The organism is Roseateles sp. SL47 (assembly GCF_026625885.1).
Classification (GTDB): domain Bacteria; phylum Pseudomonadota; class Gammaproteobacteria; order Burkholderiales; family Burkholderiaceae_C; genus Roseateles.
In genome coordinates, this window is the sequence record NZ_CP113068.1 from 3,379,238 (window position 1) to 3,404,918 (window position 25,681).

Consider the following 25,681-nt stretch of genomic DNA (forward strand, 5'->3'; position numbering starts at 1 on the left):
GCGGGCCGACTGTGTCAGAGCCTGTGTCAGAGCCTGTGTCAGCGCCCTGATGAGTGCCGGTGAAGGGGCCTCAGAACGGACGGGCGGACAGGCCGCCGATCAGGTTGCCCAGCAGGCCGGAGGCCAAGCCACCGCCAATGCCTTGCTGGCCGCCTTGAGAGGCGCCGCCCAACAGTTGCTGAACAGCGCCGCCGGCCACTTGGCCGACTGCACCTTGGGCGAGGCCACCGATAAGAGCTGGAATCATGAAAGTTCTCCTGGAATGAAATGAATGCCGACAGGGGTGTCGCAGTTCCAGCCGGCATGTCGCCTGATTGCCCCCCCGGAGGCCAGCGGTGATCCGCTGGCGCGGCAGGACTGACCTGTGCTTCCCGAACGCAGGGCGCGCGAAACACTGCGCCGACAGGGAGCACAGGCCGGCTTGGCCGGAACTGCGGCATGCCGACACGGAAACTCCGCGACATGCATCCCCCTAGTGGCCCCTGGCATCGGTTCGGCCTGCCCACTTTTTTGCAGCGATGCCGAGATTCCCCCCCTCATCAAGGTCAGTGTCCTCGCGGGACGCTGGGGATGGCGCCAGATTTCAGATCATGAAACGAATCAGCCGGTATGTAAAAAGCCGCTGTGCTGCACCGCCGCAAAATTTCTCATCATGGAGAAGCGGCTTTCACGATACGGTTTTATAGATTTAAGTTATTGATTTTTAAGGGAATAATTTTGAGTCTTATATAAGACATATCACTCCACGAAGCTCCCGTCGCCGCCTAATCTTGAGTCCAGGCCATCCCCGATTTTTGCTTTTCTCAACTTGGACAGGAGCTTCCCATGACCACTCTGACCCGCGACCAGCAAATTGCCGCCCTCGAAAAAGACTGGGCCGAAAACGCCCGATGGAAGGGCATCCAGCGGGGTTACACCGCTGCGGACGTGGTGCGGCTGCGTGGCTCGCTGCCCATCGAACACACGCTGGCCAAGCGGGGCGCGGAGAAGCTGTGGGGGCTGGTGAATACCGAACCCTTCATCAATGCGCTGGGCGCGTTGACCGGCAACCAGGCCATGCAGCAGGTGAAGGCCGGCCTGAAGGCTATTTATCTGTCGGGCTGGCAGGTGGCGGGTGACGCCAACAGCAATGGCGAGATGTACCCCGACCAGTCGCTCTATTCGGTGGACTCGGTGCCCAAGGTGGTTCGCCGCATCAACAGCACCTTCAAGCGCGCGGATGAAATCCAGTGGAGCGAAGGCAAGAACGACGTCGACTTCTTTGCGCCCATCGTCGCGGATGCCGAAGCGGGCTTTGGTGGCGTGCTGAATGCCTTCGAGCTGATGAAGGCCATGATCGAAGCGGGTGCGGCCGGTGTTCACTTTGAAGACCAGCTGGCAGCGGCCAAGAAGTGCGGCCACATGGGCGGCAAGGTGCTGGTGCCCACCCGCGAAGCGGTGTCCAAGCTGGTGGCGGCCCGGCTGGCGGCGGACACCATGGGCGTGCCCACCGTGCTGCTGGCCCGCACCGATGCGGAAGCCGGTGACCTGGTCACCACCGATGTGGACGACAACGACAAGCCGTTCTGCACCGGCGAGCGCACGGTGGAAGGCTTCTTCCGCACCCGCAACGGCCTGGAGCAGGCCATCAGCCGCGGTCTGGCCTATGCCCCGTATGCCGACATGATCTGGTGCGAAACCGGCAAGCCGGACCTGGCCTTCGCCAAGGCCTTTGCCGAAGCCATCCATGCCAAGTTCCCCGGCAAGCTGCTGGCCTACAACTGCTCCCCCAGCTTCAACTGGAAGAAGAACCTGGACGACGCCACCATTGCCAAGTTCCAGCGCGAACTCGGCGCCATGGGCTACAAGTTCCAGTTCATCACGCTGGCCGGCTTCCACAGCCTGAACTATTCGATGTTCAACCTGGCTTATGGCTACGCTCGCAACAACATGAGCGCCTTCGTGGAACTGCAGGAAGCGGAATTCGCCGCCGCCGAGAAGGGCTTCACCGCCGTGAAGCACCAGCGTGAAGTGGGGACCGGATATTTCGATGCCGTCACCACCACCATCGAAGCACAGGCGTCCACCGCCGCGCTGAAGGGCTCCACCGAAGACGAACAGTTCTTCGACGCCAAGCACGGCTAAGGACGGCAGAGAGAGAACCCCAGACCACTCTGAGGCCTCGCGAGCGGGGCTCAGACGTCGCTGATGGGTGGGGAACGGGTTCTCAGGCACGCGTTTTGCCCCGGATGTGGGCTACCGGACAGAGCGCTGTCCGGCGGCGACGTTTATTCCGGAGTTTTGACGAATGACCGACGTTTCGCCCACGGCCCTGCGGGTGCTCGTCATTGATGACGACCCTGAAGGCGCCCGCACCCTCAGCGAGCTGTTCCGCTGTTATGGATGCGCCACGGCCGTGGCCTATAGCGGCCGGGTGGGGCTGCGGCTGGCGAAACTGTTCAAGCCGGAACTGGTGTTTGTCGACTTCGACATGCCGGACATGAATGGGCTGGAGGTGGTGTCCGAAGCGAAGGTGATTGATGCCGAAGCCGGGCGACGGGCCACCTATGTCTGCCTGACCGGCGGCGGGCCGGAGATCACGCAGGACAAGGCGGATGCCGCAGGGTTCAGCCGCCTGCTCTACAAACCGCTGCGGGTGACCGATCTGCTGGCGGTGCTGTTGACGGCGCGGCCTGGCAATTTCGCGGCCGGGACCGATGTGCCGGCCATTCGCCCGGCCCGCCATCCTTATCCGGACCGGACCCCGCGCCATTGATCACCCGTCGCCTCACATCGATGCCTCCAGCATGCGGCGGTAGTCACTGCTATTGGCCTCGCGTGGGTTGGTCTTGTGGCAGTGGTCGCGTTCGGCGCGCGCGATGAGGGCGTCGTACAAGTCCTTGCTCACGCCCATTTCAGACAGGGTGGTGGGCAGGCCCAGACGGGCCGTCAGCGCCTTGACGGCTGCGGCCAGTTCGTCGGCGGAGGTCCCTTCGGTCAGCCCCATCGCATGAGCCATGCGGGCGATCTTGTCGCCTTGGCGCATGCTGGTGTGCTCACTGTTGAAACGGATCACCGCCGGCAGGAACACCGCATTCAGCGTGCCGTGGTGCAGGGTGGGCATCAGGCCGCCCAGCGCATGGCTCAGGGAATGCACGCAGCCCAGGCCTTTCTGGAAGGCGAGGGCGCCCAGCGTGCTGGCGGCCATCAGGTCCAGGCGAGCCGCCATGTCGTCCCCATGACGGGTGGCCTGTTCCACCTGGCGCCACCCGCGGCGCAGACCTTCCAGTGCCATGCCGTCCGCCGCTGGATTGAAGGCCGCCGACATGAAGGTCTCCATGCAATGCGCCATCGCGTCCATGCCGGTGGCGGCGGTCAGCGCCGGGGGGAGCCGGCGGGTGAGCTCCGGGTCACAAATGGCGGACTTGGGCAACAGCTCCCAGTTGTGAAAGCCCAGCTTGCGACCGTCCTGCACGATGATGATGGCGCCACGCGCCACTTCCGAACCGGTGCCCGCCGTGGTGGGCATTGCAATCAGCGGTGCGGCCCGGTGGGTGATCTGGTCGGCACCACCTTCGATGGTGGCGTATCGGGTCAAGGGGCCTTCATGGGTGGCGGCAATGGCCACGCCCTTGGCCAGGTCGATGCTGGAGCCGCCGCCGACGGCAATCAGCCCGTCGCAGTGCTGTTCCCGGAAGAGGGCGGCCGCTTCCAGCACAGCGGCTTCGGTCGGATTGGGCGGTGTACGGTCAAACACAACGGGCGGGGCCAGCGACCAGTGCGCCAGCACCTGGTCCAGCACACCGGCCGCCCGAACGCCCGCATCGGTGACCACCAGCGGGCGCTGGAGGCCCACCCGCGCGCATTCGGACATCAGCAGGCGGCGGGCGCCAGCTTCCATGTGGATGTGAGTCAGGTATTGAATCAACGCCATCAGGGGTCTCCGGGGGCCAAGGGGGCACAGGCGCGCGTTGGGGGACAATGCGGCACCACTCGCTAGTCCCCTTCTCACTGCCAAAGCAGGCTTGCAGCGTAAGCCCTGGAGTTCCCGTTGAGTAGCACCTTGTTGACACCGCGCATGGCCGCGGTGCTGGAGCGCATCCACCGCGCCAACCGTCCGGCCTTCCACAGCCTCACGCCCAAGCAGGCCCGCATCGCTTACCTGATGGGGGCCGAGATCCTGGACCTTCCTCGGGCCAACCTGCCCCGTATCGAGAACCTGCGCATTCCCGGCCCGGCGGGCGTACTGTCGGCCCGGCTGTATGCCGCCACCGAGCGTGCCGCCGGCGAGCTGCCGGTGCTGCTGTACTTCCATGGGGGTGGTTTTGTGATCGGCAGCCTGGAAACCCACGACAGCCTGTGCCGCCAGCTGGCACTGCGCAGTGGTGCGGCGGTGCTGGCGCTGGACTATCGGCTGGCCCCGGAACATCCGTTCCCGGCAGCGGTGGATGACTGCTGGGCGGCGCTGCGCTGGCTGATGCAGGCGGCACCCTCGCTGGGCCTGGACCCCGCCCGCATCGCCGTGGGCGGTGACAGTGCCGGTGGCACGCTGGCGGCGGTGACGGCGCTGCATGCGCGCGACATCCAGGCCGAGCTGGGCCATGCGCTGGCCTTGCAACTGCTGATCACGCCGGGGGCCACCGCCCATGCGGACACGGATTCCCACCGCCGGTTCGCCCAGGGGCACCTGCTGGAGGCCGACACCATTGCCTGGTTCTTCAATCAATACCTGCCTGAATCTCGGCGGGACGACTGGCGCTTTGCGCCGCTGAATGCGGACGACCATGAAGGGGTGGCCCCAGCCTGTTTCATCCTGGCGGAAGCCGACCCGCTGATCGATGAAGGCGTGGCGTACGCCGATCTGTTGCGTGCCTGCGGCAACGAGGTGCAGCTGGAGCTGTATCGTGGCGTGACGCATGATTTCATCAAAATGGGCCGCAGCATTCCGGAAGCCGAGCAGGCCATGGATGCCTGCGCTCTGGCACTTCAACGCGCCTTCCACCTGGAAAAGGCTTCCACGACATGAACCACGCACCGTCCGTCCCTGCCGTGCCCACCCGCGGGCGCTTCCGTTTCATGGAGCGGCTGCGAGTGCGGTGGTCGGAAATCGACGCCCAGCAGATTGTTTTCAACGGGCACTACCTGACCTATTTCGACACGGCGGTGGGCGGCTACTGGCGGGCGCTGGCGCTGCCGTACGCGCAGACGATGCAGACCCTGGGGGGCGATTTGTTCGTGCGCAAGTCCACCGTGGAATATCTGCAGGCGGCGCATTACGACGAGCTGCTGGATGTGGGTGTGCGCACTGAGCGGGTGGGCACCACCTCACTGACGGTGGCCTGCGCAGTCTTCCGGGGTGACGAATGCCTGGTGCATGGCGAGCTGGTGTATGTATTTGCCGATGCCAGCAGCCGCGAGCCGCAAGCGGTGCCACCGCCGTTGCGGGACCTGCTGCTGAGCTTTGAACGCCATGAGCTGATGACCGTGGCCAAGGTGGGCCACTGGGCTGACCTGGGCGCGGATGCACATCGCATCCGTCAGGCGGTCTTTGTGGAAGAGCAGCGGATTCCGGCCGAGATGGAGTGGGATGCGGCGGATGAGGGCTGCACGCATGCGGTGGCCTACAACCGGCTGGGCCGGCCGCTGGCCACCGGGCGCCTGCTGGAGCATGTGCCGGGTGTGGCCAAGATCGGCCGCATGGCGGTGCTGTCGCCGATGCGCGGCAGCCGGGTGGGCCGTCAGGTGCTGGATGCGTTGATGCAGGCGGGCCGCGAGCGGGGCTACCGCGAAGTGTTGCTGCATGCGCAACTCAGCGCCGAAGGGTTCTATACCCGCGCCGGTTTTCAGCGCCGGGGGCCGGTCTTTGAGGAGGCGGGCATCCAGCACGTGGAGATGGTGCGGGCGCTGTAGGCGCCGCCGACCGCTTGGTCTCGCGAATCACCCAGCGCGATTGCCATCTTCGCGAGTGCGGTGGTCGGCTTCGAGTGCCCTGAAGCGCCCTGGGCTCACGCCTCGCTCCCGCTTGAAGGCGTTGCTGAACGCGGTGTCCGATGCATAACCGACCCGCTCGGCGATGGCCATCAGGCTGGCGTCACCGGTGCGCAGCGCGTCAGCGGCCAACGTCATGCGCCAGCGTGTCAGGTAGTCGAGCGGCGGTAGGCCCACCCGCTCGCGGAACCGTGTGCTGAAGGCCGTGCGCGACATGCCGATGGCCCGCGCGAGATCGTCCACCGTCCAGCGCCGTCCCACATCCCCGTGCATCATGGAGAGTGCCCGGCCTATGGAGGCATCTGCCATTGCCCCCAGCCACCCCGGTGGTTGATGCGCCGAGGCGAGATGCGCGCGCAGGATTTGCACCAGCACCAGGTTGGCCAGGCTGGCGGCGGCAACGTTGGCGCCAGGCGCCGAGGCAACTGTTTCCATTGCCACCAGAGGCAGCAGGGCCGCAAGCGGCGCGTTGAAGGCGCCGCCCGCAGGAATGTGTACCACTGGCGGCAGGAGCCGCAGCAGTGCCTGCGCACCAACATCATCATGGAAGGTGAATCGGCCTGCAGCGACAACGTTGAGTTCGCCAACGTCGCCATAACGCACGATGCCGTCTGTGCCCATGTGGCTTGAAAACACGGCCACGCCGTCCTCCGGCGCAAGGTCCGGATCGCTCGCCACGCAGTAGGGGCGCCCGTCCGTCAGCAGGTAGAAATCGCCCGCCGCCAGCCGGACGGGTGTGCCGCCCTCGACCCAGAGCCAACGAGAGCCCTGCAACACCCCCCCGAACTTCATATGCCGATAGGACGGGAACCGAAGCGCCCAGTGCCCCCGCCCCTCCATGCGAGCCGACAGCACGCTCTGGACCCGCAGAAGCGCCAGCACATCGGACAAGGGATCCATGTTTGAACGATTGATGATGAATTGCGTTGTTTTGATCATAGATCAAATGCGACTGGCGTTTCAGAATGCGATCCGCATGGCGTCTTCGCCATTTTTTAAAGAGCAACATGAACCCTCAGATGCGCTACTCCCAACTCGGTCGGACCGGGCTTTTTGTGTCGCGGTTCTGCCTCGGCGGAATGACTTTCGGAGGCGCCGATACGCCTGCGGGGGCGGCGATTGGACGCCTGTCACAGGAGGAGACCCAGACCATCGTCAGCCAGGCGCTGGATGCCGGCATCAACTTCATTGACACGGCCGACGTCTACGGTGGTGGCGGCTCCGAGACGGTGTTGGGCGAGGCATTGAAGCTGCGGCGAAACGAGGTGGTGCTCGCGACCAAGCTGCACGCACGTGTCGGCCCGGGGCCCAATGACGTCGGGCAATCGCGGCTGCACATCATGACGGCCCTGGAGCAGAGCTTGAGGCGCCTGCAGACCGATCGCATCGACCTCTACCAGATCCACGGCTTTGATCCGATCACGCCGATGGAGGAGGTGTTGCGTGCGCTTGATGACGCGGTGCGCAGCGGCAAGGTGCGCTACGTCGGTTGCTCCAATCTGGCGGCCTGGCAACTGATGAAGGCGATCGGTGTGGCCGAACGAGACCGCCTGACGCGGTTCGCCTCCCTCCAGGCGTATTACTCCTTGGCGGGGCGGGACATCGAACACGAACTGGTGCCCGCCGTCACCGACGCACAGGTCGGCCTGCTGTGCTGGAGCCCGCTGGCGGGCGGACTGCTGTCCGGCAAGTTCGATCGCCAGGGCAGCAGCGACACAACCGCGCGCCGCGCGTTGATCGCCTTTCCACCGGTGGACGAAACCCGGGTGTACGACATCATCGATGCGCTGAAGGTCGTGGCCCTTCGGCACAGCACCACGCCCGCACAGGTCGCGTTGGCTTGGCTGCTTGCGCGTCCGGCGGTGACCAGCGTCATCATCGGCATCAAGCGGCCCGAGCAGTTGGCGGACAACCTGGGTGCGTTAGATCTGGTGTTGGCGGAGGAGGACCACGCCCTGCTGGACGAGGTCAGCCGACCCACCGCCGCCTACCCGGGCTGGATCCAGACCTATAACGCCAGGAGCCGTTACCCGGCTGGACATCCATTCCAAGGGTCGAGTTGGAGCCTCGGCGAACGGCCGCTGTAGGCCTTGACGGGTGTCCTTGCGCTACCACGCAGCAATGAAGCTCAACGGGTGTCGAGCTTGCCACTCAGGCTGAGCGGCGACGTCAATTGCCCGGTGCGGCCGAGCCAGACCTGCGCGGGCCCCATGAGCCAGTCACGCGCTTGAGGTGCCTGCTTGAGCTGCCAGTCCAGAAAGGCCAGGCTGGTTTTCTGGGCGGCGATGAAGGCCAGCTGATCTTCCTGCAGCCGGTGCCAGTCCGGCTGGTCCGGTACCGGCTGCAACATCCGGCTGCCCGGGTTCATGCCGCCACCGGGGCCCCCGCCCATACCGCCACCCATGCCACCGCCTCGGCGACCACGACTGCCGCCATCTCCACCTCCGCCACCGCCCGCACCACTGCCGGCATCGCGGGAACCATCGGCATTCCTGCCGTTGCGGCCCTGGGCACCCGGGGCGGTGTCGTTGCCGGCCAAAGTGGCGTGCGTGATGCCCGGCAGCGACAACAGCCAGGCGTTGTCCTTTGGCATGGATTCAAAGGGCAGGGTGCGCCAGCGCGGCTGTTCCACCAGCCCGAGAACGTCGGTGTCCTGCGGGCCGGTGAGGCCCAGCACCGGCAACAGCACGGCGGCATATCGGTCCGCAGCGCGGGCATCCATCACCTGCGGGCTGATCACCACCACAGCCTTCAGTTGTACGCTGGAGGCTGTCCAGCGGGTGCCATCACCAAGCGATTCCCCCGCCAAGGCCATGGCCGCCTGTGCGCCCAGTTCATAACCCGCCACGGCGGTCCGCGTCCAGTCCAGGGCACTCCACGGGAGTTCACCGCTGCGGCCCCGGCGTTGCGCTTCCGCCAGCACCGCGTCCAGAGTGGCTAGGCGCTGGCGCAGTGGCGGCTGGGCATAGTGCTGCTGACCCAGACGTTTGAATTCCGCCGCCCGGGCGAGATCCGAAGCCCATGCCTGTGCATCCGTTTCCAGCGGCTGCAGCGACACGACGGCATAACCCGCCGAGGCCCAGGTCTGGCGCCACTTCCGCCCCGCGATGTCGGATTCGCCGAGACCCGGCAGGTAGACCACCACCGGCCGGGGCGTGCCAGATGCGGCGGCGGTGCCCAGGGTCAGGGTGACCCGGAACACATCATTCTTGAGCCGCCAGGACTGGGTGATCTCGCTCACGGGCTCGCTGCCCGGGCCATTAGCCGTGCCATTAAGCGATCCGCTTCCCGACCCGCCGACCGGTGAATAGCCCTGCGCCGCAAAGCTCTGCTGCTGCCGCTGCTCGTCCAATCGCGCCTTGGGGGGCCCTCCGCACCCAGCCAGCAGAACACAAGCCCCCACGATGGCGGCCATGGAGGTGGCCATGGAACGCGCCCTTTCCAGCGGCGAGGGCAACGACGGCAACGAGGGCAACGAGGGCAACGAGGGCAGTGATGTGACCAAGGGGAGCGGCATGACAAGCTGAGGCATAGGAAGCAAGGGAGCGCGCGGCACAGGCCGCGACGCTACCCAGTGTCTGTGAACCGGAGGTGTCTGCCTTGTCAATGCCCCGCTGCTGGCACGGGGTTGCCCGCCTCATGCTCCAGCGGCGCATTGAACCGCTGCAGCACATGACGGCTCATGCCCCGGGCCAGTTCTTCTTCCCCATAGAACACGGTGCCCAGCTGTTCCTTGCGCAACAGCGCCGATTCCTCTTCGCCATGGGTACGCAGTACGATTTCGATACCGGGATTGAGCTGCCTCGCAATGTTCGCCATCTGCCGTGCCTTCATCGAATCCGGCAGGGCCACCACCAGCATGGCGGCCTTGGCGATATGGGCCTGGATCAGCACCATCGGGTCGCTCGCATCCCCGCTCACCGCTGCGCGGCCCTGCCTGCGCAAGGCCTCCACGGTCTCCCGGTTCTGCTCGGCCACCACGATGGGGATGTGACGCTCATCCAGCGCCTGCGCAATGCGCCGGCCCACGCGGCCATACCCCACCAGCACCACCTGGCCTTCCAGGAACTCCCGCTCGGTGGACATTGGCAGTTCGGCATAGGGGTCGTCCCGCTGCTCCAGCTTGCGGGCAAAGGCCGAGCGGGCCAATACCCAGCGCTGCACCGGCCCGACCATGGCAAACATCAGCGGGTTCAGGGCGATGGAAATCATGGCGCCCGCCAGCACCAGGTTCATGCCTTCCTTGGGCAGCAGGCCCAGTTGCAGACCCAGGCCCGCCAGGATGAAGCTGAACTCTCCGATCTGCGCCAGGCTGGCCGACACCGTCATGGCGGTGTTGAGCGGATAGCGGAACACCAGCACCAGCGCCGTGGCGGCCAGCGCCTTGCCCACCATGATGACCGCGACGGTGGCCAGCACCTGCCAGGGTTGGTTCACCACCGTCATCGGGTCCACCAGCATGCCCACCGACACAAAGAACAGCACCGAGAACGAATCCCGCAGCGGCAACGATTCTTCGGCGGCCCGATGGCTGTACTCCGACTCCCGCATCACCATGCCGGCGAAGAAAGCGCCCAGCGCAAAGGACACGTGGAACAGTTCGGACGCCCCATAAGCGATGCCGATGGCCACGGCAATCACCATCAGCGTGAACAGCTCCCGCGAGCCGGTGCGCGCCACCTGCCACAGCATCCAGGGCAGCACCCGGCGGCCCACCACCAGCATCAGCACCACAAAGGCGGTGATGTAGGCCAGCGTCTCGGCCAGGGTCTGCCACAGGGGCGTCTGGCCGGCCGTCTCCGTGGCTACCGTGCCGCCGAGCATTGGCGCCAACGGCGGCAGCAGCACCAGGATCAGCACCGTGGCCAGGTCTTCCACCACCAGCCAGCCGATCGCAATGCGGCCGTTGACCGAATCCATGGCGCCTCGGGCTTCCAGCGCCTTGAGCAGCACCACCGTGCTGGCGCAGGAGAGCGCCAGGCCAAACACCAGAGCCCCGCCGAAGCTCCAGCCCCAGCTCATGGCCAGGCCCATGCCCAGCAGGGTCGCGACCGTCATCTGCACCACCGCGCCGGGCAGTGCAATGCGTTTGACGGCCATCAGGTCCTTGAGCGAGAAGTGCAGCCCGACGCCGAACATCAGCAGCATCACGCCGATTTCAGACAGCTGGGAGGCGATGCCGATGTCCGCCACATAGCCGGGCGTGGCCGGGCCGATGGCCACACCGGCCAGCAAATACCCCACCAGGGCCGGCAGGCGCAGACGTTCTGCAATGAAGCCGAGGATGAGCGCCAGGCCGAAGCCGGCTGCCAGGGTGCTGATCAGGGAGACGTTGTGTTCCATCAGGTGCCGCCCACCGGTCCGGCGAGGGCGGCAAAGACCTCGCGGTGGCGGGGCCCCTGGGCGAAGGGGCCCAGGGCGGCGGCAAGCTTGGCTTCCACGCCCACGGCATCCGCCAGCGGGGGCGCATAGATTTCCATCCAGGTCTGGAAGACCGGGTCATGGTCGCGGCGCTTCAGCAGCCGCACCGGCTGGCCGTCGCGAGCGGCCTCGAAGGCGGCCAGGGCGGCGGCTGCCTGGTCCAGATGAACGCGGTAATACACATACAGCTCGGGGCTCCGGGCGTCTTGCGCGCCGGGAGGGCCGTGGTAGGTGACCGCGCTCATTGAGGTTCTCCGACGATGTAGGGAAGGGGTTGATGCGTCAGCAGCGGACCTTCGGCGCTGCCCAGATGCAGGCTGCCGCTCTCCAGCGCGGCCAGCTTGACCTCGGCCAGCAGTACCTCCCGCCCGTCGGAGCGGCCGGTGGCCGCGACCAGCCCGGCAGGTTGCCCCGGATCTTCGCTATGAAAGATCTCCTGGGCGAGTTGCGGCTGTGCGCCTTCCGCCACCAGGAAGGGATGGGTGCGGCGCTTGATGGTGCCGCGGTACTGGCTGCGGGCCACCACTTCCTGGCCGGGATAGCAGCCCTTCTGGAAATTCACGCCCCCGATCAGCTCCAGATTCACCATCTGGGGCACGAACTGCTCCACCGTGGCGCCACGCACCCAGGCCAGACCGGCGCGCACATCCAGGCCGTGCCAGTCGGCCAGGTCCACCTCGGGCAGGGCGGGGGCGGGGGCGCTGGCCGGCTGCAGCAGCAGGAAGCGCGGGCCGATGCCATCATCCGGCAGCCGGGTGACCTGGGCATCGGTGCCGTCGGCCGTCGCCAAACGCCCGACCTGCCAGGTCTGGGCCGGCGCTGCAGCCCCCAGCCAGGTGGCAGCCACGTCGCCGGACAGCCCCCAGGCGGCCCAGTCGCCGCTGGCATCGGTCAGTTTGCATTTCGCACGCAAGACAAACATCGACAACCGTTTCAGCGTGGCCGGCAGCACGTCGGCGGGCAGGGCCATCAGCACGGTCTGGTCGTCCGGCTTGACCGCCAGCAGCGTGGCCAGCAATCGGCCCTTGGCGGAACAGTAACCCGCCAGGCGGGCCTGCTGAAGCGTCTGCAGGGCCAGGTCCTGGGTCAGCTGCGAGTGCAGGAACTTGGCCGCTTCTTCGCCCTGGGCGCGCATCACGCCGAAATCGGTCAGGCGGACGGCGCCCCTCACCGGGGGGGCGGACACGGGGGGGATGGGGTGCGAATTCTGGGTCATGGGACCCATTATCATCAGCCCCGCATTTCATAGAGGGTGTCCGGTCTTGGCGCGCGCAGGAAACAAGTCAAAACAACGGGGAGCACGGCCCGCCCGCAGCTCCGGCGGGCGGGGCCTGGGCGGCTGGCTGGCACGGCTGGTGCTAGCTGCACTGCTGCTGGTGGGCGGTGCTGCCGGGCTGGCCGTCTGGTGGCTGCAGCAGCCGCTGGCGCTGGCCAAACCCAGTGTGGAACTCTCCATCGAGCCGGGCACACCGCCCCTGCAGGTGGCCCAGGCCTGGGTGGGCGCGGGTGTGCAAAGTGATGCCCGACTGCTGTATGAATGGTTCCGCTGGTCCGGCCAGGCCCGCAAGATCCGGGCAGGCAGTTATGAGGTCCATGAGGGCATCACGCCCCGGGAACTGCTGGACAAGATGGTTCGCGGGGACCAGACGCTGGAGCAACTGCGCATCATCGAAGGCTGGAATCTGCGCCAGTTGCGGGCCGCCCTGGCCGCCGCGCCGGCCCTCAAGCAAACCACCGCCACCCTGAGCGAGACCGAGCTGATGGCCGCCATCGGCGCGCCGGGTGTGCGGGCTGAAGGGCGGTTCTTCCCGGACACCTATGCCTACAGCCGCGGCGTGAGCGACATCACCGTGCTCAAGCGTGCTTACGCGCTGATGAGCAAGCGGCTGGAATCCGCCTGGGCCGGCCGCAGTGACGGCCTGCCCTTGCGCAGCCCGGAAGAGGCCCTGGTGCTGGCCTCCATCGTGGAGAAAGAAACCGGTGCCGCCTCCGACCGCGGTCTGGTGGCGGCGGTGTTCATCAACCGGCTGAAGGTGGGCATGCCGCTGCAGACCGACCCGACCGTCATCTACGGGCTGGGGGAGGGCTTTGACGGCAACCTGCGCAAGATCCATCTGCAGACCGATTCCCCCTACAACAGCTACCTGCGCGGCGGCCTGCCGCCGACCCCGATCTCGATGCCGGGCCTGGCCTCGCTGCAGGCGGCGCTGCATCCAACGCCCTCCAAGGCGCTGTACTTCGTGGCGCGGGGCGACGGCACCAGCCAGTTCAGCGACGACCTCGCCGCGCATAATCGCGCGGTCAACAAATACCAGCGCGGCCACTGAGCCTCGCGTCATGGAACCAGAGCGGAAAACACAGCGGTGACCGGCAGATTCATCACCTTCGAAGGCATTGACGGGGCCGGCAAGTCCACCCACATCGAGCGGGTGGCCCAACACCTGCGTGCGCAGGGCGCCAGCCTGGTCCAGACGCGCGAGCCCGGGGGCACGGCGCTGGCCGAATCGCTGCGGGCGCTGTTCCTGCATCAGGACATGGACGGCCTGACCGAAGCGCTGCTGGTGTTTGCCGCGCGGCGGGACCACCTCCAGCGGGTCATCGCCCCGGCCCTGGCCCTCGGCCAGACGGTGCTGTGCGACCGTTTCACCGATGCCAGCTTCGCCTACCAGGGCGGTGGGCGCGGCATGGACTGGCAGGTGCTCAACACCCTGGCCGGCTGGGTGCAGCAGGGGCGCGAACCGGACCTGACCTTCTGGTTTGATGTGGACCCGGCCGTGGCCGCCGAACGGCGTGCCCAGGCCCGCGAGGCCGACCGGCTGGAGCAACTGGACCTGGACTTCTTCACCCGTGTGCGCGCTGCTTATGCCCGCCGCGCCAAGGAGGCGCCGGCCCGGTTTGTCCGGATCGATGCCAGCCTGAGCATTGAAGGCGTGGGCCGGCAGGTGCTGCTGGCGCTGGAAGATCGGGGATGGTGAGCCCTGTGAGCGAAGACACTGGTGACATCGCGGCCCTGGCCCGGGACGGGCAACTGCCGCTGCCCTGGCTGGCGGCACCTCTGCAACAGGCCCTGACCCAGGGCCGCAGCCATGCGCTGCTGCTGCAGGGGCCGGCGGGGGTGGGGCAATTCGACCTGGCCTTGCTGCTGGCCCAGGCCTGGCTGTGCGAGAGCCGCGCAGCGCCGGACCAGCCCGGTTGCGGCCGATGCGCCAGTTGCCATCTGCTGCGGTCCCGCTCGCACCCGGACTTCCAGGTGCTGTTGCCCGAGGCGCTGCGCGAACCGCTGGGCTTTGGCGCCCAGGATGCCGAAGGCAGTGACACCAAGGCCAGCAAGACCAAACCCAGCCGGGAAATCAAGATCGAGGCGGTGCGCCAGGTGCTGTCTTTTTCCCAGGTCAGCGCGGCGCGGGGCAAGGCCAAGGTGGTGGTGGTGTATCCGGCCGAGGCTCTGAACACGGTGGCCGCCAATGCGCTGCTCAAGACGCTGGAAGAGCCACAAGGCCTGCTGCGTTTTGTGCTGGCCAGTGCCGCACCGCAGCAATTGCTCCCCACCATCCGCAGCCGATGCCAGCCCTTGCAGATGGCGCTGCCGGCGCGGGACGCTGCCGTCACCTGGCTGACTGGCCAGGGCGTGGCCTCGCCCGAGGTGCTGCTGGACGCCACCGGTGGCCGGCCACAGGAGGCATTGCTCTGGAGCGAAGAAGGGATTGCCGCCAAGACCTGGCTGGAACTGCCCCGGCGGATTGCCAAGGGCGAAGCCCAGGCGCTGACCGATTGGCCGGTGCCCCGTGCGATTGCGGCCATGCAGCGCCTGGTCCACGACCTGATGCGGATAGCCCACGGTGCCCCGCCCAGCTTCTTCCCGCGGGACGCGTTGCCCAAGTTGCCGGCGGTCCGTACGGCGCTGGACCACTGGGCCCGCACCCTCCAGCAAGCGGCCCGCCATGCCGAACATCCGCTCAACGCCGGGCTCCTGATGGAATCCCTGGTGGCCCAGGGGCAGCAGGCCATGCGGCCGGCGCGCTGAAGGGGCGCGGCAGCTGCGCCTGCGGGGGCGCATCTGTGACCCTTTGTGGCCGTTGTTGCCTTCTGATGCCAATTGCTTGGCGCGCCGCGCAAGCTTCGGGTGGGGAGAAGCCCCGCAGAGCGCTGGACACCGCTAGACTCCCGCCATGAGCGAACTCACCCTCAAGCCCATGAGCGCAGCCACGCCTTCCCCCACGGCTGCCGGTGCCTCCGGCGCCCCCGCTGCCGCCCCGCGGCCCAGCGTGATTCAGCTTGTGTTCAAGGAAAAGGGTGCCCTGTATGCCGCCTACATCCCGATTTTCTCGGAAGGGGGCGTGTTTGTGCCCACCACCCGGGACTACAAGCTGGGCGACGACATCTATCTGCTGATGAGCCTGCCGGAAGATCCGCAGCGTTATCCGGTGGCCGGCAAGGTGGCCTGGATCACCCCCGCCAATGCGCCGGGCGGCCGGACGCAGGGGGTGGGTGTGCGTTTTCCCGGGGATGAAAAAACCCGGGTGATTCGGCTGAAAATCGAGGAAGTGCTGGGGACGGCCATTTCTTCGGCCAAACCGACACAAACCATCTGAGCCTACTCTTGCGGACCACCAGCCGCTGCCCATGAACCGTTGAATCTGCAAGGTTCGACGCCATGGGGCACCGCCTGGACCCCGACCTGCGCGCGGCCCGACCGCGCGCCTTGTTTTCAGCAATGTTCATCGATTCCCACTGCCACCTGAATTTCCCCGAACTCAAGGCCCAGTTGCCGCAGCTGCTGCAGGCCATGGCCCAGGCGCGGGTGGTTCAGGCGGTGTGCATCAGTACCACCATGGACGAATTTGCCGAGGTGAAGGCCCTGGCGGACGCCCATGACGAACTGTTTGCCACCGTCGGTGTGCATCCAGACACCGAAGACATGCGGGAGCCCACCCTGGAGCAACTGGTGGCGGAGGCGGCCCATCCCAAGGTGGTGGCCATCGGTGAGACGGGCTTGGACTATTACCGCCTGAATGGCCGCAGCGTGGAAGACATGCAATGGCAGCGCGAGCGCTTCCGCACCCACATCCGCGCCGCCCGGCAGACGGGCAAGCCGCTGGTCATTCACACCCGCGCCAGCGCGGAAGACACCCTTCGGCTGATGCGGGAGGAGGGCGCCAGCCAGCCTGGTGGGGTGCTGCACTGCTTCACCGAGTCCATGGAAGTGGCCCGGGCCGCCCTGGACCTGGATTTCCACATTTCCTTCTCCGGCATCGTGACCTTCAAGAATGCCGCCGATCTGCGCGACGTGGCCCGCATGGTGCCGCTGGACCGCATGCTGATCGAGACGGACAGCCCCTACCTGGCGCCCGTGCCCTACCGGGGCAAGACCAACCAGCCGGCCTATGTGCCGCATGTGGCGGCGCTGATTGCCGAGCTGCGCGGGCTCTCGGTGGAGGAGCTGGCTGGCCACTGCACCACCAACACCCGGCGCCTGTTCCGGATGCCCCAGGCTGCGTGATTTACAGTCGGTCCCGAATCGGACAACGGACTGTGAAGGGGCAGATATGGCGGCGAAGGTACAAACCCGGAGGGTGCTGGCCACCCTGACAGCCCTGGCGAGTCTGACGGCGCTGGGCAGCACGGTTGCCGTGGCGCAGACCGGCGGCGCACGGGCACCCGCTGGCAGCCCGTCGTCGCCGTCAGCCCCGTCATCAACCTCGCCATCACCCGATAAGCCCGCAGCCTCCCCGCTGCATGAAGCCGCACGTTTTGACCATGCCGGCGCGGTGATGAAGCTGTTGCTGGCCGGCGCCGACCCCAACGCACGGGATGCGCAGCGCAACACGCCCCTGCATGTGGCCATTCGCGAGGAGTCGGAGAACGCCTTCAACGGGCTGCTGAAGTCACCCGCCACCGATGTGAACGCCATCAATCAGGCCGGTGAAACCCCGCTGATGCTGGCGGCCATCAAGGGCCGGCTGCCCTGGGTGAAGACCCTGGTGGAGCGCGGCGCCCATGTGAACGAGGCCGGCTGGTCACCGCTGCACTATGCGGCCTCCGGCCCCAATGAGGCGGTGGTCCGCTGGCTGCTGGAGCAGGGCGCGGCGCTGAATGCCCGCTCACCCAACGGCACCACACCGCTGATGATGGCCGCTGGTTATGGAGGCCTGAGCAGCGTGGAAGTGCTGCTGGCCGCCAATGCCGATGTGCGTTTGAAGAACGATGTCGGCCTGACGGCGGCGGATTTTGCGCGTCGTGCGGGGCAGGATGATCTGGCGAAGAAGCTCGACGAGAGGATCGCCAAGGGCGTGCGCGCGGCGGGGCACCCGGTCGAGCCCTCCCAATCCAAGTAAAGACCGTGATCTTTGTCGCGAGTGCTGTCCCGCAAGGCACTGCCAAAAATGCAAGTGATGGATGTCGTGCCAGCGCAAGCCGCGAAACATAGCGATGCCCGTCGCCATCGCGAGGGTTCGCAACGCAGCATGGGCGCGAAAGACGCGGTTTCATTGCAGGAGCTTGTGGGACAGCACACTAGGAGTTTGTCTGACAGCGGTTATGGTGCGGGGCCGACTATGTCGGAACGAGCCGGGCTCCTACAGTTCACCTCACGCTGAACTGTTTCCACGGAGCCGCACCATGCACACCGCCTTCCAGGATTTCGCCGCCAACCCCTTTGCCATGTTGCTCGATCCGGAGCGCGTGGCTCAGCAGGTGGCCCGTTCCGAACGTTTGCAGCGCCTGCGCAGCCAGGTGTACCGTCCGCTGGACAAGCCGCTGATTGCCCACCGGGGCGGGGCCGACGTGGCCAGTTTCGACGAAGACATCGACGGCGCCGAATTGAGCGATGCCGACCTGCTGCCGCTGGACGGAGCGGACACGGACGAAGGTCTGGCGGCCTGAGCGGCCGCTCGGGTCGTGTGGAGGCTGGCTGCCGCTCGCGTGTGCTGTCGGCCATGAAGGGCGCCGAGGAGGGGCTTGATGCGTTCTGGCTGCGTTCGCTTGTGCTGTCGGCGCTGTCGGTTTTGTCTGACCTCCGCTTCCGATCGCCGACTACACCGGACGCCCGGCACCACGAATAGCATGGAATCAACGATCCCCTTCATGCCAACGCATTGAATCGATTTGGGAGAACTTCATGCCAGCCTCGAACTTCCCCGCAGTGTTCCTGGCCGTGCTGCTGCCGACCGGCGTGGCGGGCGCCGAATCGGCATCGCCCCAGGCGCTGTCCTCTTCGTTGCTGGATGACCGCGTGGAATTGACCGGCCACAGCCTGGCCGACCGGGTGCAGGGCCTGTCGGTTCGACGGGTGAGCGTCACCCAAAGTGCTGCCGAACCGCTGGCCACGGCGCGCTGGTCCAGCGCCACCGGCAGCTGGTATGGGCGTGCTGAGACCGCCCGACAGACGATGGTGTGGGGCCAGCCGTTTGCCAGCAATGGTCTTCGGGTCGGGCTGGGTGTGGAGCAGCGTGGGCCAGCCATTGGCGGTGGCCTGTATCAAAACCCTTATCGCGGCCGGCGCGCTGGCGCCGCTGGCGACTCCGGTGTGCTGCTGGGTGTGGCCATGCCCATGACGGCACGGTCACATGTGTTTGTTCAAACGCCGCTGGTGGAAGGCGAGCCTGCTGCCTATGAGGACCTCAGCCTCAACGGGCGGGAGTCTCAGGGCCGACAAGTGCGGGTGGGCCTGGTGTTCAGCAGCCGCAAGGCGTATGCCGACCTGCGCAAAGGGCTTCGCATGGAGCTGAGCGGGCAGTCGTCCCTGGCGGTCAGGCCGCGCGGCGGCGGCAAGGTGGCGCTGACCTTTCAAAAGATCTTTTGAAACGGCCGTGCGGAAGACAACAAAAAACCGGGCCGGTGCCCGGTTTTTTTGGGTCTGCAACTGAAGCTCGGACAGTCGAAGGATCGACTGCAGCTCGGCTGCAGCTCAACTGGCGCTCGACTGCAGCTCAACTGCAGCTCAACTTCGCCAGATTGGTCCCAGCACCCGCCACCGAGGGCAGCTTTGCCTTCACGCAGCTCGGCGCATCGGGTGTGTAGCTGTAGGGGAGAGTCACCGGGAAAGTGGCCGTGGTGGTCCAGGTGGTGGCATTCACCCAGGGGCTGCTGCTTCCATCCGTCCAGCTGATGCCGTAGGTGCTGAAATCCGCCGGCTGGGTGATGTTGTTGTTGCGCAGTTCCCAGTAGCCGACGGCGGAGCTGTCCCGCGACGTGACCGGGTTCTTGGCATTCTCGAAGTAGTTGGATTCGATCAGCGAATAGCCACCCATACGGACGTTGATGCCGGACGCCGTGATCCCGCTGTAGAGGTTGTTGTAGAGATGGGTGTAGCCACCCCGTTGCAGCGGTAGGCGTGAGCCGACATTGGCGTAGTAGTTGTGATGGAAGGTGACATAGCGGTCACCCAGATCGGTATCACTGCTGCCCATCAGCCCGACCTTGTGATGGTCATGCAGATAGTTGTAGCTGTAGGTGATGTGATGGGCGCCCGCCTTGTTGTCCACCAGGCCGTCGAACTCCAGATCCCCAGCGCCCGAGCACTCCACCAGCGAGCTGAACAGCGTGTTGTGGTCCACCCAGATGTAGCCCGGGTATTTGCCGCTCTGGCCTTCGATGCCGATGGCGTCGATCGACCCTGGCAGCAGGCCGATGGTCATGTTGCGGATGATGATGTTGGTCGACGCGGCCTTGATGGCCAGCCCGAAATTCGCTGCCGAGCCGTTGGCACCCTGGAGGGTGATGTCGCTCTTGTTCTTGATCTCGACGATGTCCCCGGCGGCCTTCTTCCACTGCGTGCAGGGATCGGGGATGGTTGAGAAATCAAAGCTGCCGGTGTAGGTGATGACCAGGCCGCCACTGCCACTGTAGGCATCGATGGCGGCCTGGATTTGCGCGGCGGTACTGGCAGACACCGCCGTTGTGGAGCCGCCGCCGGTCACGGTGCCGGCGAAGCCACCGCTGGTGGTGTCGGTGGTGGTGGGTGTGGAGGGCGCAGGAGCCGGGGAGGCTGCGGGGGTGGGGGCCGGCGAAGGAGCCGGGGTCGGGGACGGTGTAGGGGCCGGCGTCGCGGCAGGTGAGGGTGCCGGTGACGGGGAAGGCGACGGTGTGGTGGTGGTGGTGGTGGTGCCTGAACTGTCTGAGGCCGCCGGTGCGGGGGTGGGGGCGCTCACCGGGGTGCTGGTGCCGGTGCCTGTTGTGCTGACGTCGGTGCTGCTGCTACCACCGCCACCGCAGCCGACGGTGAGCATGGAGGCTGCCAGCGCGGCAGCAAAGTAGCGGAGCTGAGCCAGTTCCACTGGGCCGAGTTCTGAACGTTTCATGGGTATCCGTGTTCGCGTCAAAGCGCAGCCGTCGCCCGCTTGATGGCGGATTCAACGGCTGCTTCCATGCCTTTGCAGACACGTCACAGACCTCACGTGCATGCCGATGCCAAGGCGCCCTCGTCTCTTGGGTGGATCGCCGTTGTGTGGGTGTAGGTACGGTGTCCACGCTCTGTCGTGGCCGATGCATTCACCGGCCGGCGCATGCTAGGAGATGTTCGCTTTACGTAGCCGTAACGTGCGGTAAAGAGTGTGAGGGCTGATGTGAGAACGGGATGTGCCCCCGCTTTTTAGGCCGAGCGAGCGATCGGGCCCAAGAAAAAAGCGCTCCGAGGAGCGCTTGTCATGCAGATGGCTGCACCGGGGGACCGGGACTGTTGTTCGGGTTGTTGTCCGGCCCGCCGGCTCTGCCTGCAGGCGTCCGCTGAAGCTTCAGCATTCGCCCCCCACGGGGGTGTTCACAACGGGGTGAATCAACGCTGGTTGTAGCGAGCCTTGGCGGAGTTCACGCAGACGTCCTTCGCATCACCCGCCAGGGGGCTGCACTTTTCGGAAGCCAGCTTGTAGTCCGCCTTGACACGCGCCTCTTCGGCATCGTCCACGGCCTCGGCGACCTTCTTGTTCATCTTGGTGTCCGCCTTGGCCTTTTCATAGGTGGTCTTGGCTTCACGGTTGCAGACGTCCTTGGCATCGCCGGAACGGTCATCGCATCGTTCCTTGGCCACTTCGTAGCGGGCTTCGTAACGCGCGTCCATCAGCTTGGCTTCATCTTTGCCGTTGCCGGAGTAGTTGTATTCCAGCTGGGCGAGCGCTACCTTCTCGCGGCCCTTGGCTTCTTCGACACAGATGTCCTTGGCATTGCCGGACATCCTGTCGCAGGCTTCCTTGTCTGCCTTGTAGGTCATCTTGATGTCGTCTTTGGCGCCATCGTAGACCGACTTGGAGAAATTGGCGGCCTGGGCCATGCCACAGCACAGGGCGGCGGCGGCAAACAGGGCAGTGAAGGTGGGCTTGTTCATGGTGGTCCTATCCGTGTTGTTGTGAAGCTTTTTGCCGTCGAGTCGGCACCACTGCGTGAGGCCGTGCTCGAAGGTGCAAGGTCATTTGCGCAGCAGACTCATCACGAAGGTCGCGACGGCCATGATCACGAAGACAAAGAAAAGGATCTTCGCAATGCTGGCCGCACCGGCGGCGATACCGCCAAAACCGAACAGTGCAGCAATCAGGGCAATGACGAAGAAGACGACGGCGTAGTGCAGCATCTGGGTTCTCCTGGTGCGGCTCCGTGCCGCAATGGAATTGACTGTAGTGACCCGCCGGTTCGACCCGCGCAGGCCCGGGCCGCGATGTGGCGTAGGAGAGCCAACGCGGGCTTGTAGGAGCAGACCTACCGCCCCGCGCCCTCCGGCGATCCAGCACCTGCACAGACGAAAAAAAGCGCCTTGCGGCGCTTTTGGGGGAGCAGGGAAGGACTCAGGCCCTCGGGCCGGCCTTAGTCTTCATGGCCATGACCATGCTGCACGCCTGCGGCCTCGGCGTCCACCGGCGCTGCCGCATCCTTGCCGTCGAAGAAGAACGGCTTGCGTGCTTTCTGGCGCGGCCAGACTTCATTCATGGTCGGGATGTCGTACAGACGGCCACCCAGCATCACCTTGCTGATGCGGTCGCTCTGACGGATGTCCTTGAGGATGTCGCCCTCCAGCACCACCAGGTCGGCCAGCTTGCCGGCCTCCAGGGAGCCGATGTCCTTCTCCAGGCCGAGGTAGCGGGCCGGATTGAGCGTGGCGCTGCGCAGCGCCTCCAGCGGCGACATGCCACCCAGGCCCAGCATCCACAGTTCCCAGTGAGCGCCCAGCCCTTCACGCTGACCGTGGGCACCAATGTTCACCGGCACGCCGGCGCGTTGCAGTTCGGTCGCGGTCTTGGCCACCTGGATGACGTTGAAGTCTTCCTCCGGCGCGGTTTCGCGACGGACGCTGCGCGGCTCCAGCACGCTCTTGGGCACGAACTTGCTCAGGATGGGATGGCGCCAGACATCGGTGCGTGCATACCAGTAATGCTCACCGTCGAGGCCGCCGTAGGCCACGTTCAGCGTCGGGGTGTAGCCCACCTGGGTCTGCGGCCACAACTGCTTGACGTCTTCATAGACCTTGGGCACGGGGAGCGCATGTTCAATGCCGGTGTGGCCGTCCACCACCATGCTCATGTTCATCTGATAGAGGCTGCCGCCTTCCGGCACCACCATCATGTGGGTCTCACGGGCGGCTTCCAGCACCTGCTGACGCTGGTCGCGACGAGGCTGGTTGTAGCTCTTCACACTGAAGGCGCCCGCTGCCTGCAAGCGCTTCAGATGCGTGGTGGCGTCGTCCAGGCTGTTGATGACGGCGGAGAAGTCCGCCTTGGCCCCGTACAGCACCGTGCCCGTGGAGAAGATGCGCGGTCCCACCACACGGCCGGTGCGTTGCATCTCCGCCTGGGTGAAGATGTCGCTGGTGCGGTTGGAGGGGTCATGCAGCGTCGTCAGGCCGAAGGCCAGCGACGCATAGTTCACCCAGCTCTGCTGGGGGATGATCTCGGTCTCCGCCATCGCGCCGTGCCAGTGAACATCGATCAGGCCGGGGATGATGGTCTTGCCTCGGGCCTCCAGGGTCTGTGTGCCCGCCGGAATGCTCACCTCGGCGCGGCTGCCGATGGCCTTGATGCGGTCGTTTTCCACCAGCACTACGCCGTCTTCAATCACCTGATCGGGCTGGCTGGCCTTCATGGTGATCAGGCGCGCACCCACGATGGCAAAGCGGCCCTGCGGCTTGTCGGCCACCAGGGTCGGGCCGATCTTGCGGCCGTGCTCCTCGGCCTTGAAGCCGGGGCGTGTGGCATCCGCCAGCGAGACGGTGAACAGCTCATTGCCCAGCGCGTAATGCAGCGAGCGGCTGTCGGCCGACCATTGCAGATCGTCCGCCGCATTCACGTCCAGCTTGGTCACCGGCATGGCATCGGCCTTGGGGCCGACCGTCAGCGGCTTGCCGCTGGGGGCCAGTGGGGTGACATAGGTGTGGAAGCGTTCGTTGAAGCCCAGATACTGGCCATCCGGCGACACGGTGAAGGTGGTGGCGAATTCGCTTTTGGTCACCACGGTTTCTTCATGCTCGTCCAGCTTCAGGCGCACCAGTTGATGCAGGGCATCCACCTCGCCGGTCTGCTGGGTGCGGGTGACGTAGAGGGTGTTGCTGTCCGCGCCGAACTGCGGCAGTTCACCGTCCTTGGTGACGCGGCGGGGGTGGCCCTTACCGTCGGCACTGGCGACGTACACGCCAGGCTCCATGCCGTTCCACGGGGATGTGAGGTAGCCGCCGCGGGCCTTGCGGTAGGCCACCGTCTTGCCGTCTGGCGAGAAGACCGGATAGAGATATTTGCCCGGTTCAGGTGTGAGCACCGTCTCGCGGCCGGAGGCCAGGTCCAGCTTGCGGACACGCGCCTGCTCGCCATCGTTCCAGCTCACGTAGACGAGTTCGCGGCCGTCGCGCGAGAAGCTGGGGAAGTATTCAAAGCGCTCCGTCTGCTGCGTCAGGCGACGGGCTTCTCCCACCGGTTCGCCATTGCGCAGTTCGTTCTGGTAGAGATAACCGGCGGCGGAATAAACCACCCGCTTGCCGTCCGGAGCGACGCGCACCCAACGCAGCATGCGGGAATCAAAGCGGTCCGGTGCCACCGCCTGGGCGAACCGGACGGCCGGGCGAATCTCGCGTTCATCCTTCACATGGAAGGGAATCTCCGCCGCCGTTGAGGTGAAGGGGTCAATGCGCCAGAGCTTGCCCTGGGCCCAGGCCACCACCTGCTTGCTGTCCGGGGTCCATGCAATGCCCGGATAAACGCCGTGCACCGACCAGGCTTCCTGGAGGTCCCGCTCCAGGCCGGTCCAGGTGGGCACTTCGCGGCCGGTTTTCAGGTCCTTGAGGAAGAGGGTGGTCTGGCTGCCAGCGTCCGTGCGCAGGCGCCGGATGAAGGCGAGATAACGGCCGTCCGGTGACGGGGTGGGGCGGATGGCGCCACCCGGGCCGGTGACAAAGGCCTCATTGCTGCCGTCCGTCAGGTTCTGGCGATAGATGCGGAAGATCTCGCCATTGCTGTCCTTGTTGTATTCGAAGGAGCGGCCGGGGGTGCTGTCCTGGGAGTAGTAGAAGAACTTGCCATCAGGCGAGATGGCGGGTTCGCCGAGGTCCTTCTGCCAGTTCGGTTTTTCATTGAGCTGCTGGCCTTTGCCGCCGCTTAATGAATACATCCAGATTTCGCCGCTGCCCAGCGAGCGGGTGCCGGTGAAATGTTTGCGAGCCAGCAGATATTTGCCGCTGGGATGCCACACCGGGTTGTTGAGCAGTCGGAAGTCCTCGGTGGTGATCGCGCGGGCCTGGGTGCCGTCGGTGTTCATCACCCAGATGTTGTCGCCACCGCCCGCATCGGAAACGAAGGCGATCTGCTTGCCATCCGGCGAGAAGCGCGGCTGCATCTCCCAGGCCATGGAGTGCGTCAGGGGCTTGGCCTCGCCGCCGCCGATGGGCATCAGGTAGAGGTCGCCCAGCAGGTCGAAGACGACCTGCTGGCCATCGGGACTGACGTCGACCGACATCCAGGTGCCGCTGCGCACATCCAGTTGGGCGGTCCGCTTCTCTCCCGGGGGCGCGTTCACATTCCACTTGGCGGGCGCCGAGGCCGCGCTCGCCGGGGCGGCTGCGGAAGGCGCCGCGGCGGGCGCGTCGGCGGCCAGGGCCGGAGCCGCGTTCAGCGCGATGCTCAGAGCAGCGGCGCATAAAGCAATCACGCCCGCGGAGGCGGGCGTGAGGGGGAAGAAAGGGGCGGGCTTGATCAGCGTCATGGTCAGGCGAGGCGTGGCACCACCTCGGGCTATGAATAACCCTCAGGATACCCAGCAGGTCTGCAAAGGACATGCTGGTTTCCTCGCCCATGACGAATGGCAGTTTGTATAGCGCCCAGGCTTC

The 25,681-nt window shown here is 65.9% G+C and carries 24 protein-coding genes; 13 read left to right on the forward strand and 11 right to left on the reverse strand.

Annotation, left to right across the window (positions count from 1 at the left end):
* Window positions 1–70: 70 nt before the first annotated feature.
* Window positions 71–247 carry a hypothetical protein gene (locus OU995_RS14910; protein WP_267830820.1) on the reverse strand — a complete coding sequence of 59 codons (177 nt, stop codon included), beginning with the start codon at window positions 245–247 and terminating at the stop codon, window positions 71–73.
* A 578-nt stretch (window positions 248–825) separates the two neighbouring features.
* Here OU995_RS14910 and aceA point away from each other — a divergent pair.
* Window positions 826–2,124, forward strand: a complete 1,299-nt coding sequence (aceA, locus tag OU995_RS14915; RefSeq protein ID WP_420714731.1) for an isocitrate lyase — start codon at window positions 826–828, stop codon at window positions 2,122–2,124.
* Window positions 2,125–2,287: 163 nt separating this feature from the next.
* Window positions 2,288–2,755 (forward strand): response regulator, encoded by a 468-nt coding sequence (locus tag OU995_RS14920; RefSeq protein WP_267830821.1) that lies wholly within the window; start codon window positions 2,288–2,290, stop codon window positions 2,753–2,755.
* A gap of 12 nt (window positions 2,756–2,767) precedes the next feature.
* On the opposite strand, the gene OU995_RS14925 is transcribed toward OU995_RS14920, so the two are convergent.
* The gene (locus OU995_RS14925) at window positions 2,768–3,913 is read right to left on the reverse strand and encodes an iron-containing alcohol dehydrogenase (protein ID WP_267830822.1); all 1,146 of its coding nucleotides are present in this window, start codon (window positions 3,911–3,913) and stop codon (window positions 2,768–2,770) included.
* A gap of 144 nt (window positions 3,914–4,057) precedes the next feature.
* Here OU995_RS14925 and OU995_RS14930 point away from each other — a divergent pair, with 144 nt between their 5' ends.
* Together OU995_RS14930 and OU995_RS14935 are read left to right on the forward strand one after the other, a co-directional pair.
* On the forward strand, window positions 4,058–5,005 hold the full coding sequence (locus OU995_RS14930) for an alpha/beta hydrolase (RefSeq protein ID WP_267836271.1): 948 nt from the start codon (window positions 4,058–4,060) through the stop codon (window positions 5,003–5,005).
* On the forward strand, window positions 5,002–5,889 hold the full coding sequence (locus OU995_RS14935; protein ID WP_267830823.1) for a YbgC/FadM family acyl-CoA thioesterase: 888 nt from the start codon (window positions 5,002–5,004) through the stop codon (window positions 5,887–5,889). Before OU995_RS14930 ends, OU995_RS14935 begins: the two co-directional genes overlap by 4 nt.
* A 27-nt stretch (window positions 5,890–5,916) precedes the next feature.
* Here OU995_RS14935 and OU995_RS14940 read toward each other — a convergent pair whose 3' ends face one another.
* A complete protein-coding gene (locus OU995_RS14940) occupies window positions 5,917–6,867 on the reverse strand; it encodes an AraC family transcriptional regulator (protein WP_267830824.1) in 951 nt (316 codons plus the stop codon).
* 107 nt (window positions 6,868–6,974) lie between these two features.
* Here OU995_RS14940 and OU995_RS14945 point away from each other — a divergent pair, with 107 nt between their 5' ends.
* The gene (locus OU995_RS14945) at window positions 6,975–8,054 is read left to right on the forward strand and encodes an aldo/keto reductase (RefSeq protein WP_267830825.1); all 1,080 of its coding nucleotides are present in this window, start codon (window positions 6,975–6,977) and stop codon (window positions 8,052–8,054) included.
* A 41-nt stretch (window positions 8,055–8,095) separates the two neighbouring features.
* Here the strand turns inward: OU995_RS14945 and OU995_RS14950 are convergent, their stop codons facing one another.
* From OU995_RS14950 to OU995_RS14965, 4 genes are all read right to left on the reverse strand, one after another.
* On the reverse strand, window positions 8,096–9,394 hold the full coding sequence (locus OU995_RS14950) for an alpha/beta hydrolase family protein (RefSeq protein ID WP_267830826.1): 1,299 nt from the start codon (window positions 9,392–9,394) through the stop codon (window positions 8,096–8,098).
* Between the two features lie 176 nt (window positions 9,395–9,570).
* Window positions 9,571–11,310 (reverse strand): YbaL family putative K(+) efflux transporter, encoded by a 1,740-nt coding sequence (gene ybaL / locus OU995_RS14955; protein WP_267830827.1) that lies wholly within the window; start codon window positions 11,308–11,310, stop codon window positions 9,571–9,573.
* Window positions 11,310–11,633, reverse strand: a complete 324-nt coding sequence (locus OU995_RS14960; protein ID WP_267830828.1) for a DUF4936 family protein — start codon at window positions 11,631–11,633, stop codon at window positions 11,310–11,312. Before OU995_RS14960 ends, ybaL begins: the two co-directional genes overlap by 1 nt.
* Complete coding sequence (locus OU995_RS14965; protein WP_267830829.1) at window positions 11,630–12,604, reverse strand: YgfZ/GcvT domain-containing protein; 975 nt, start codon at window positions 12,602–12,604, stop codon at window positions 11,630–11,632. Before OU995_RS14965 ends, OU995_RS14960 begins: the two co-directional genes overlap by 4 nt.
* A gap of 115 nt (window positions 12,605–12,719) precedes the next feature.
* Here OU995_RS14965 and mltG point away from each other — a divergent pair, with 115 nt between their 5' ends.
* The 8 genes from mltG (at window position 12,720) to OU995_RS15005 (ending at window position 19,189) form a co-directional block, all read left to right on the forward strand.
* Window positions 12,720–13,715 carry an endolytic transglycosylase MltG gene (mltG, locus tag OU995_RS14970; RefSeq protein ID WP_420714884.1) on the forward strand — a complete coding sequence of 332 codons (996 nt, stop codon included), beginning with the start codon at window positions 12,720–12,722 and terminating at the stop codon, window positions 13,713–13,715.
* A 36-nt stretch (window positions 13,716–13,751) separates the two neighbouring features.
* Window positions 13,752–14,363, forward strand: a complete 612-nt coding sequence (gene tmk, locus OU995_RS14975; RefSeq protein WP_267830830.1) for a dTMP kinase — start codon at window positions 13,752–13,754, stop codon at window positions 14,361–14,363.
* 5 nt (window positions 14,364–14,368) lie between these two features.
* Window positions 14,369–15,412: a DNA polymerase III subunit delta' gene (holB, locus tag OU995_RS14980; RefSeq protein WP_267830831.1), complete on the forward strand. Its 1,044-nt coding sequence runs from the start codon at window positions 14,369–14,371 to the stop codon at window positions 15,410–15,412.
* A 169-nt stretch (window positions 15,413–15,581) separates the two neighbouring features.
* The gene (locus OU995_RS14985; RefSeq protein ID WP_267836273.1) at window positions 15,582–15,980 is read left to right on the forward strand and encodes a PilZ domain-containing protein; all 399 of its coding nucleotides are present in this window, start codon (window positions 15,582–15,584) and stop codon (window positions 15,978–15,980) included.
* Window positions 15,981–16,102: 122 nt separating this feature from the next.
* Complete coding sequence (locus OU995_RS14990) at window positions 16,103–16,888, forward strand: TatD family hydrolase (protein WP_267836274.1); 786 nt, start codon at window positions 16,103–16,105, stop codon at window positions 16,886–16,888.
* A gap of 46 nt (window positions 16,889–16,934) precedes the next feature.
* Window positions 16,935–17,723 carry an ankyrin repeat domain-containing protein gene (locus OU995_RS14995; protein WP_267830832.1) on the forward strand — a complete coding sequence of 263 codons (789 nt, stop codon included), beginning with the start codon at window positions 16,935–16,937 and terminating at the stop codon, window positions 17,721–17,723.
* Window positions 17,724–18,006: 283 nt separating this feature from the next.
* Window positions 18,007–18,270: a hypothetical protein gene (locus OU995_RS15000; RefSeq protein ID WP_267830833.1), complete on the forward strand. Its 264-nt coding sequence runs from the start codon at window positions 18,007–18,009 to the stop codon at window positions 18,268–18,270.
* Between the two features lie 235 nt (window positions 18,271–18,505).
* Window positions 18,506–19,189 (forward strand): hypothetical protein, encoded by a 684-nt coding sequence (locus tag OU995_RS15005; protein ID WP_267830834.1) that lies wholly within the window; start codon window positions 18,506–18,508, stop codon window positions 19,187–19,189.
* A 127-nt stretch (window positions 19,190–19,316) separates the two neighbouring features.
* Here OU995_RS15005 and OU995_RS15010 read toward each other — a convergent pair whose 3' ends face one another.
* From OU995_RS15010 to OU995_RS15025, 4 genes are all read right to left on the reverse strand, one after another.
* Entirely contained in the window at window positions 19,317–20,687 is a 1,371-nt protein-coding gene (locus OU995_RS15010; protein WP_267830835.1) for a pectate lyase family protein, read from the reverse strand.
* A 473-nt stretch (window positions 20,688–21,160) separates the two neighbouring features.
* Entirely contained in the window at window positions 21,161–21,706 is a 546-nt protein-coding gene (locus OU995_RS15015; protein ID WP_267830836.1) for a hypothetical protein, read from the reverse strand.
* 81 nt (window positions 21,707–21,787) lie between these two features.
* Window positions 21,788–21,949, reverse strand: coding sequence for a DUF1328 domain-containing protein (locus OU995_RS15020; protein WP_083525687.1), 162 nt, complete (start codon window positions 21,947–21,949; stop codon window positions 21,788–21,790).
* Window positions 21,950–22,179: 230 nt separating this feature from the next.
* Window positions 22,180–25,557 (reverse strand): amidohydrolase family protein, encoded by a 3,378-nt coding sequence (locus OU995_RS15025; protein ID WP_267830837.1) that lies wholly within the window; start codon window positions 25,555–25,557, stop codon window positions 22,180–22,182.
* Between the last annotated feature and the right edge of the window lie 124 nt (window positions 25,558–25,681).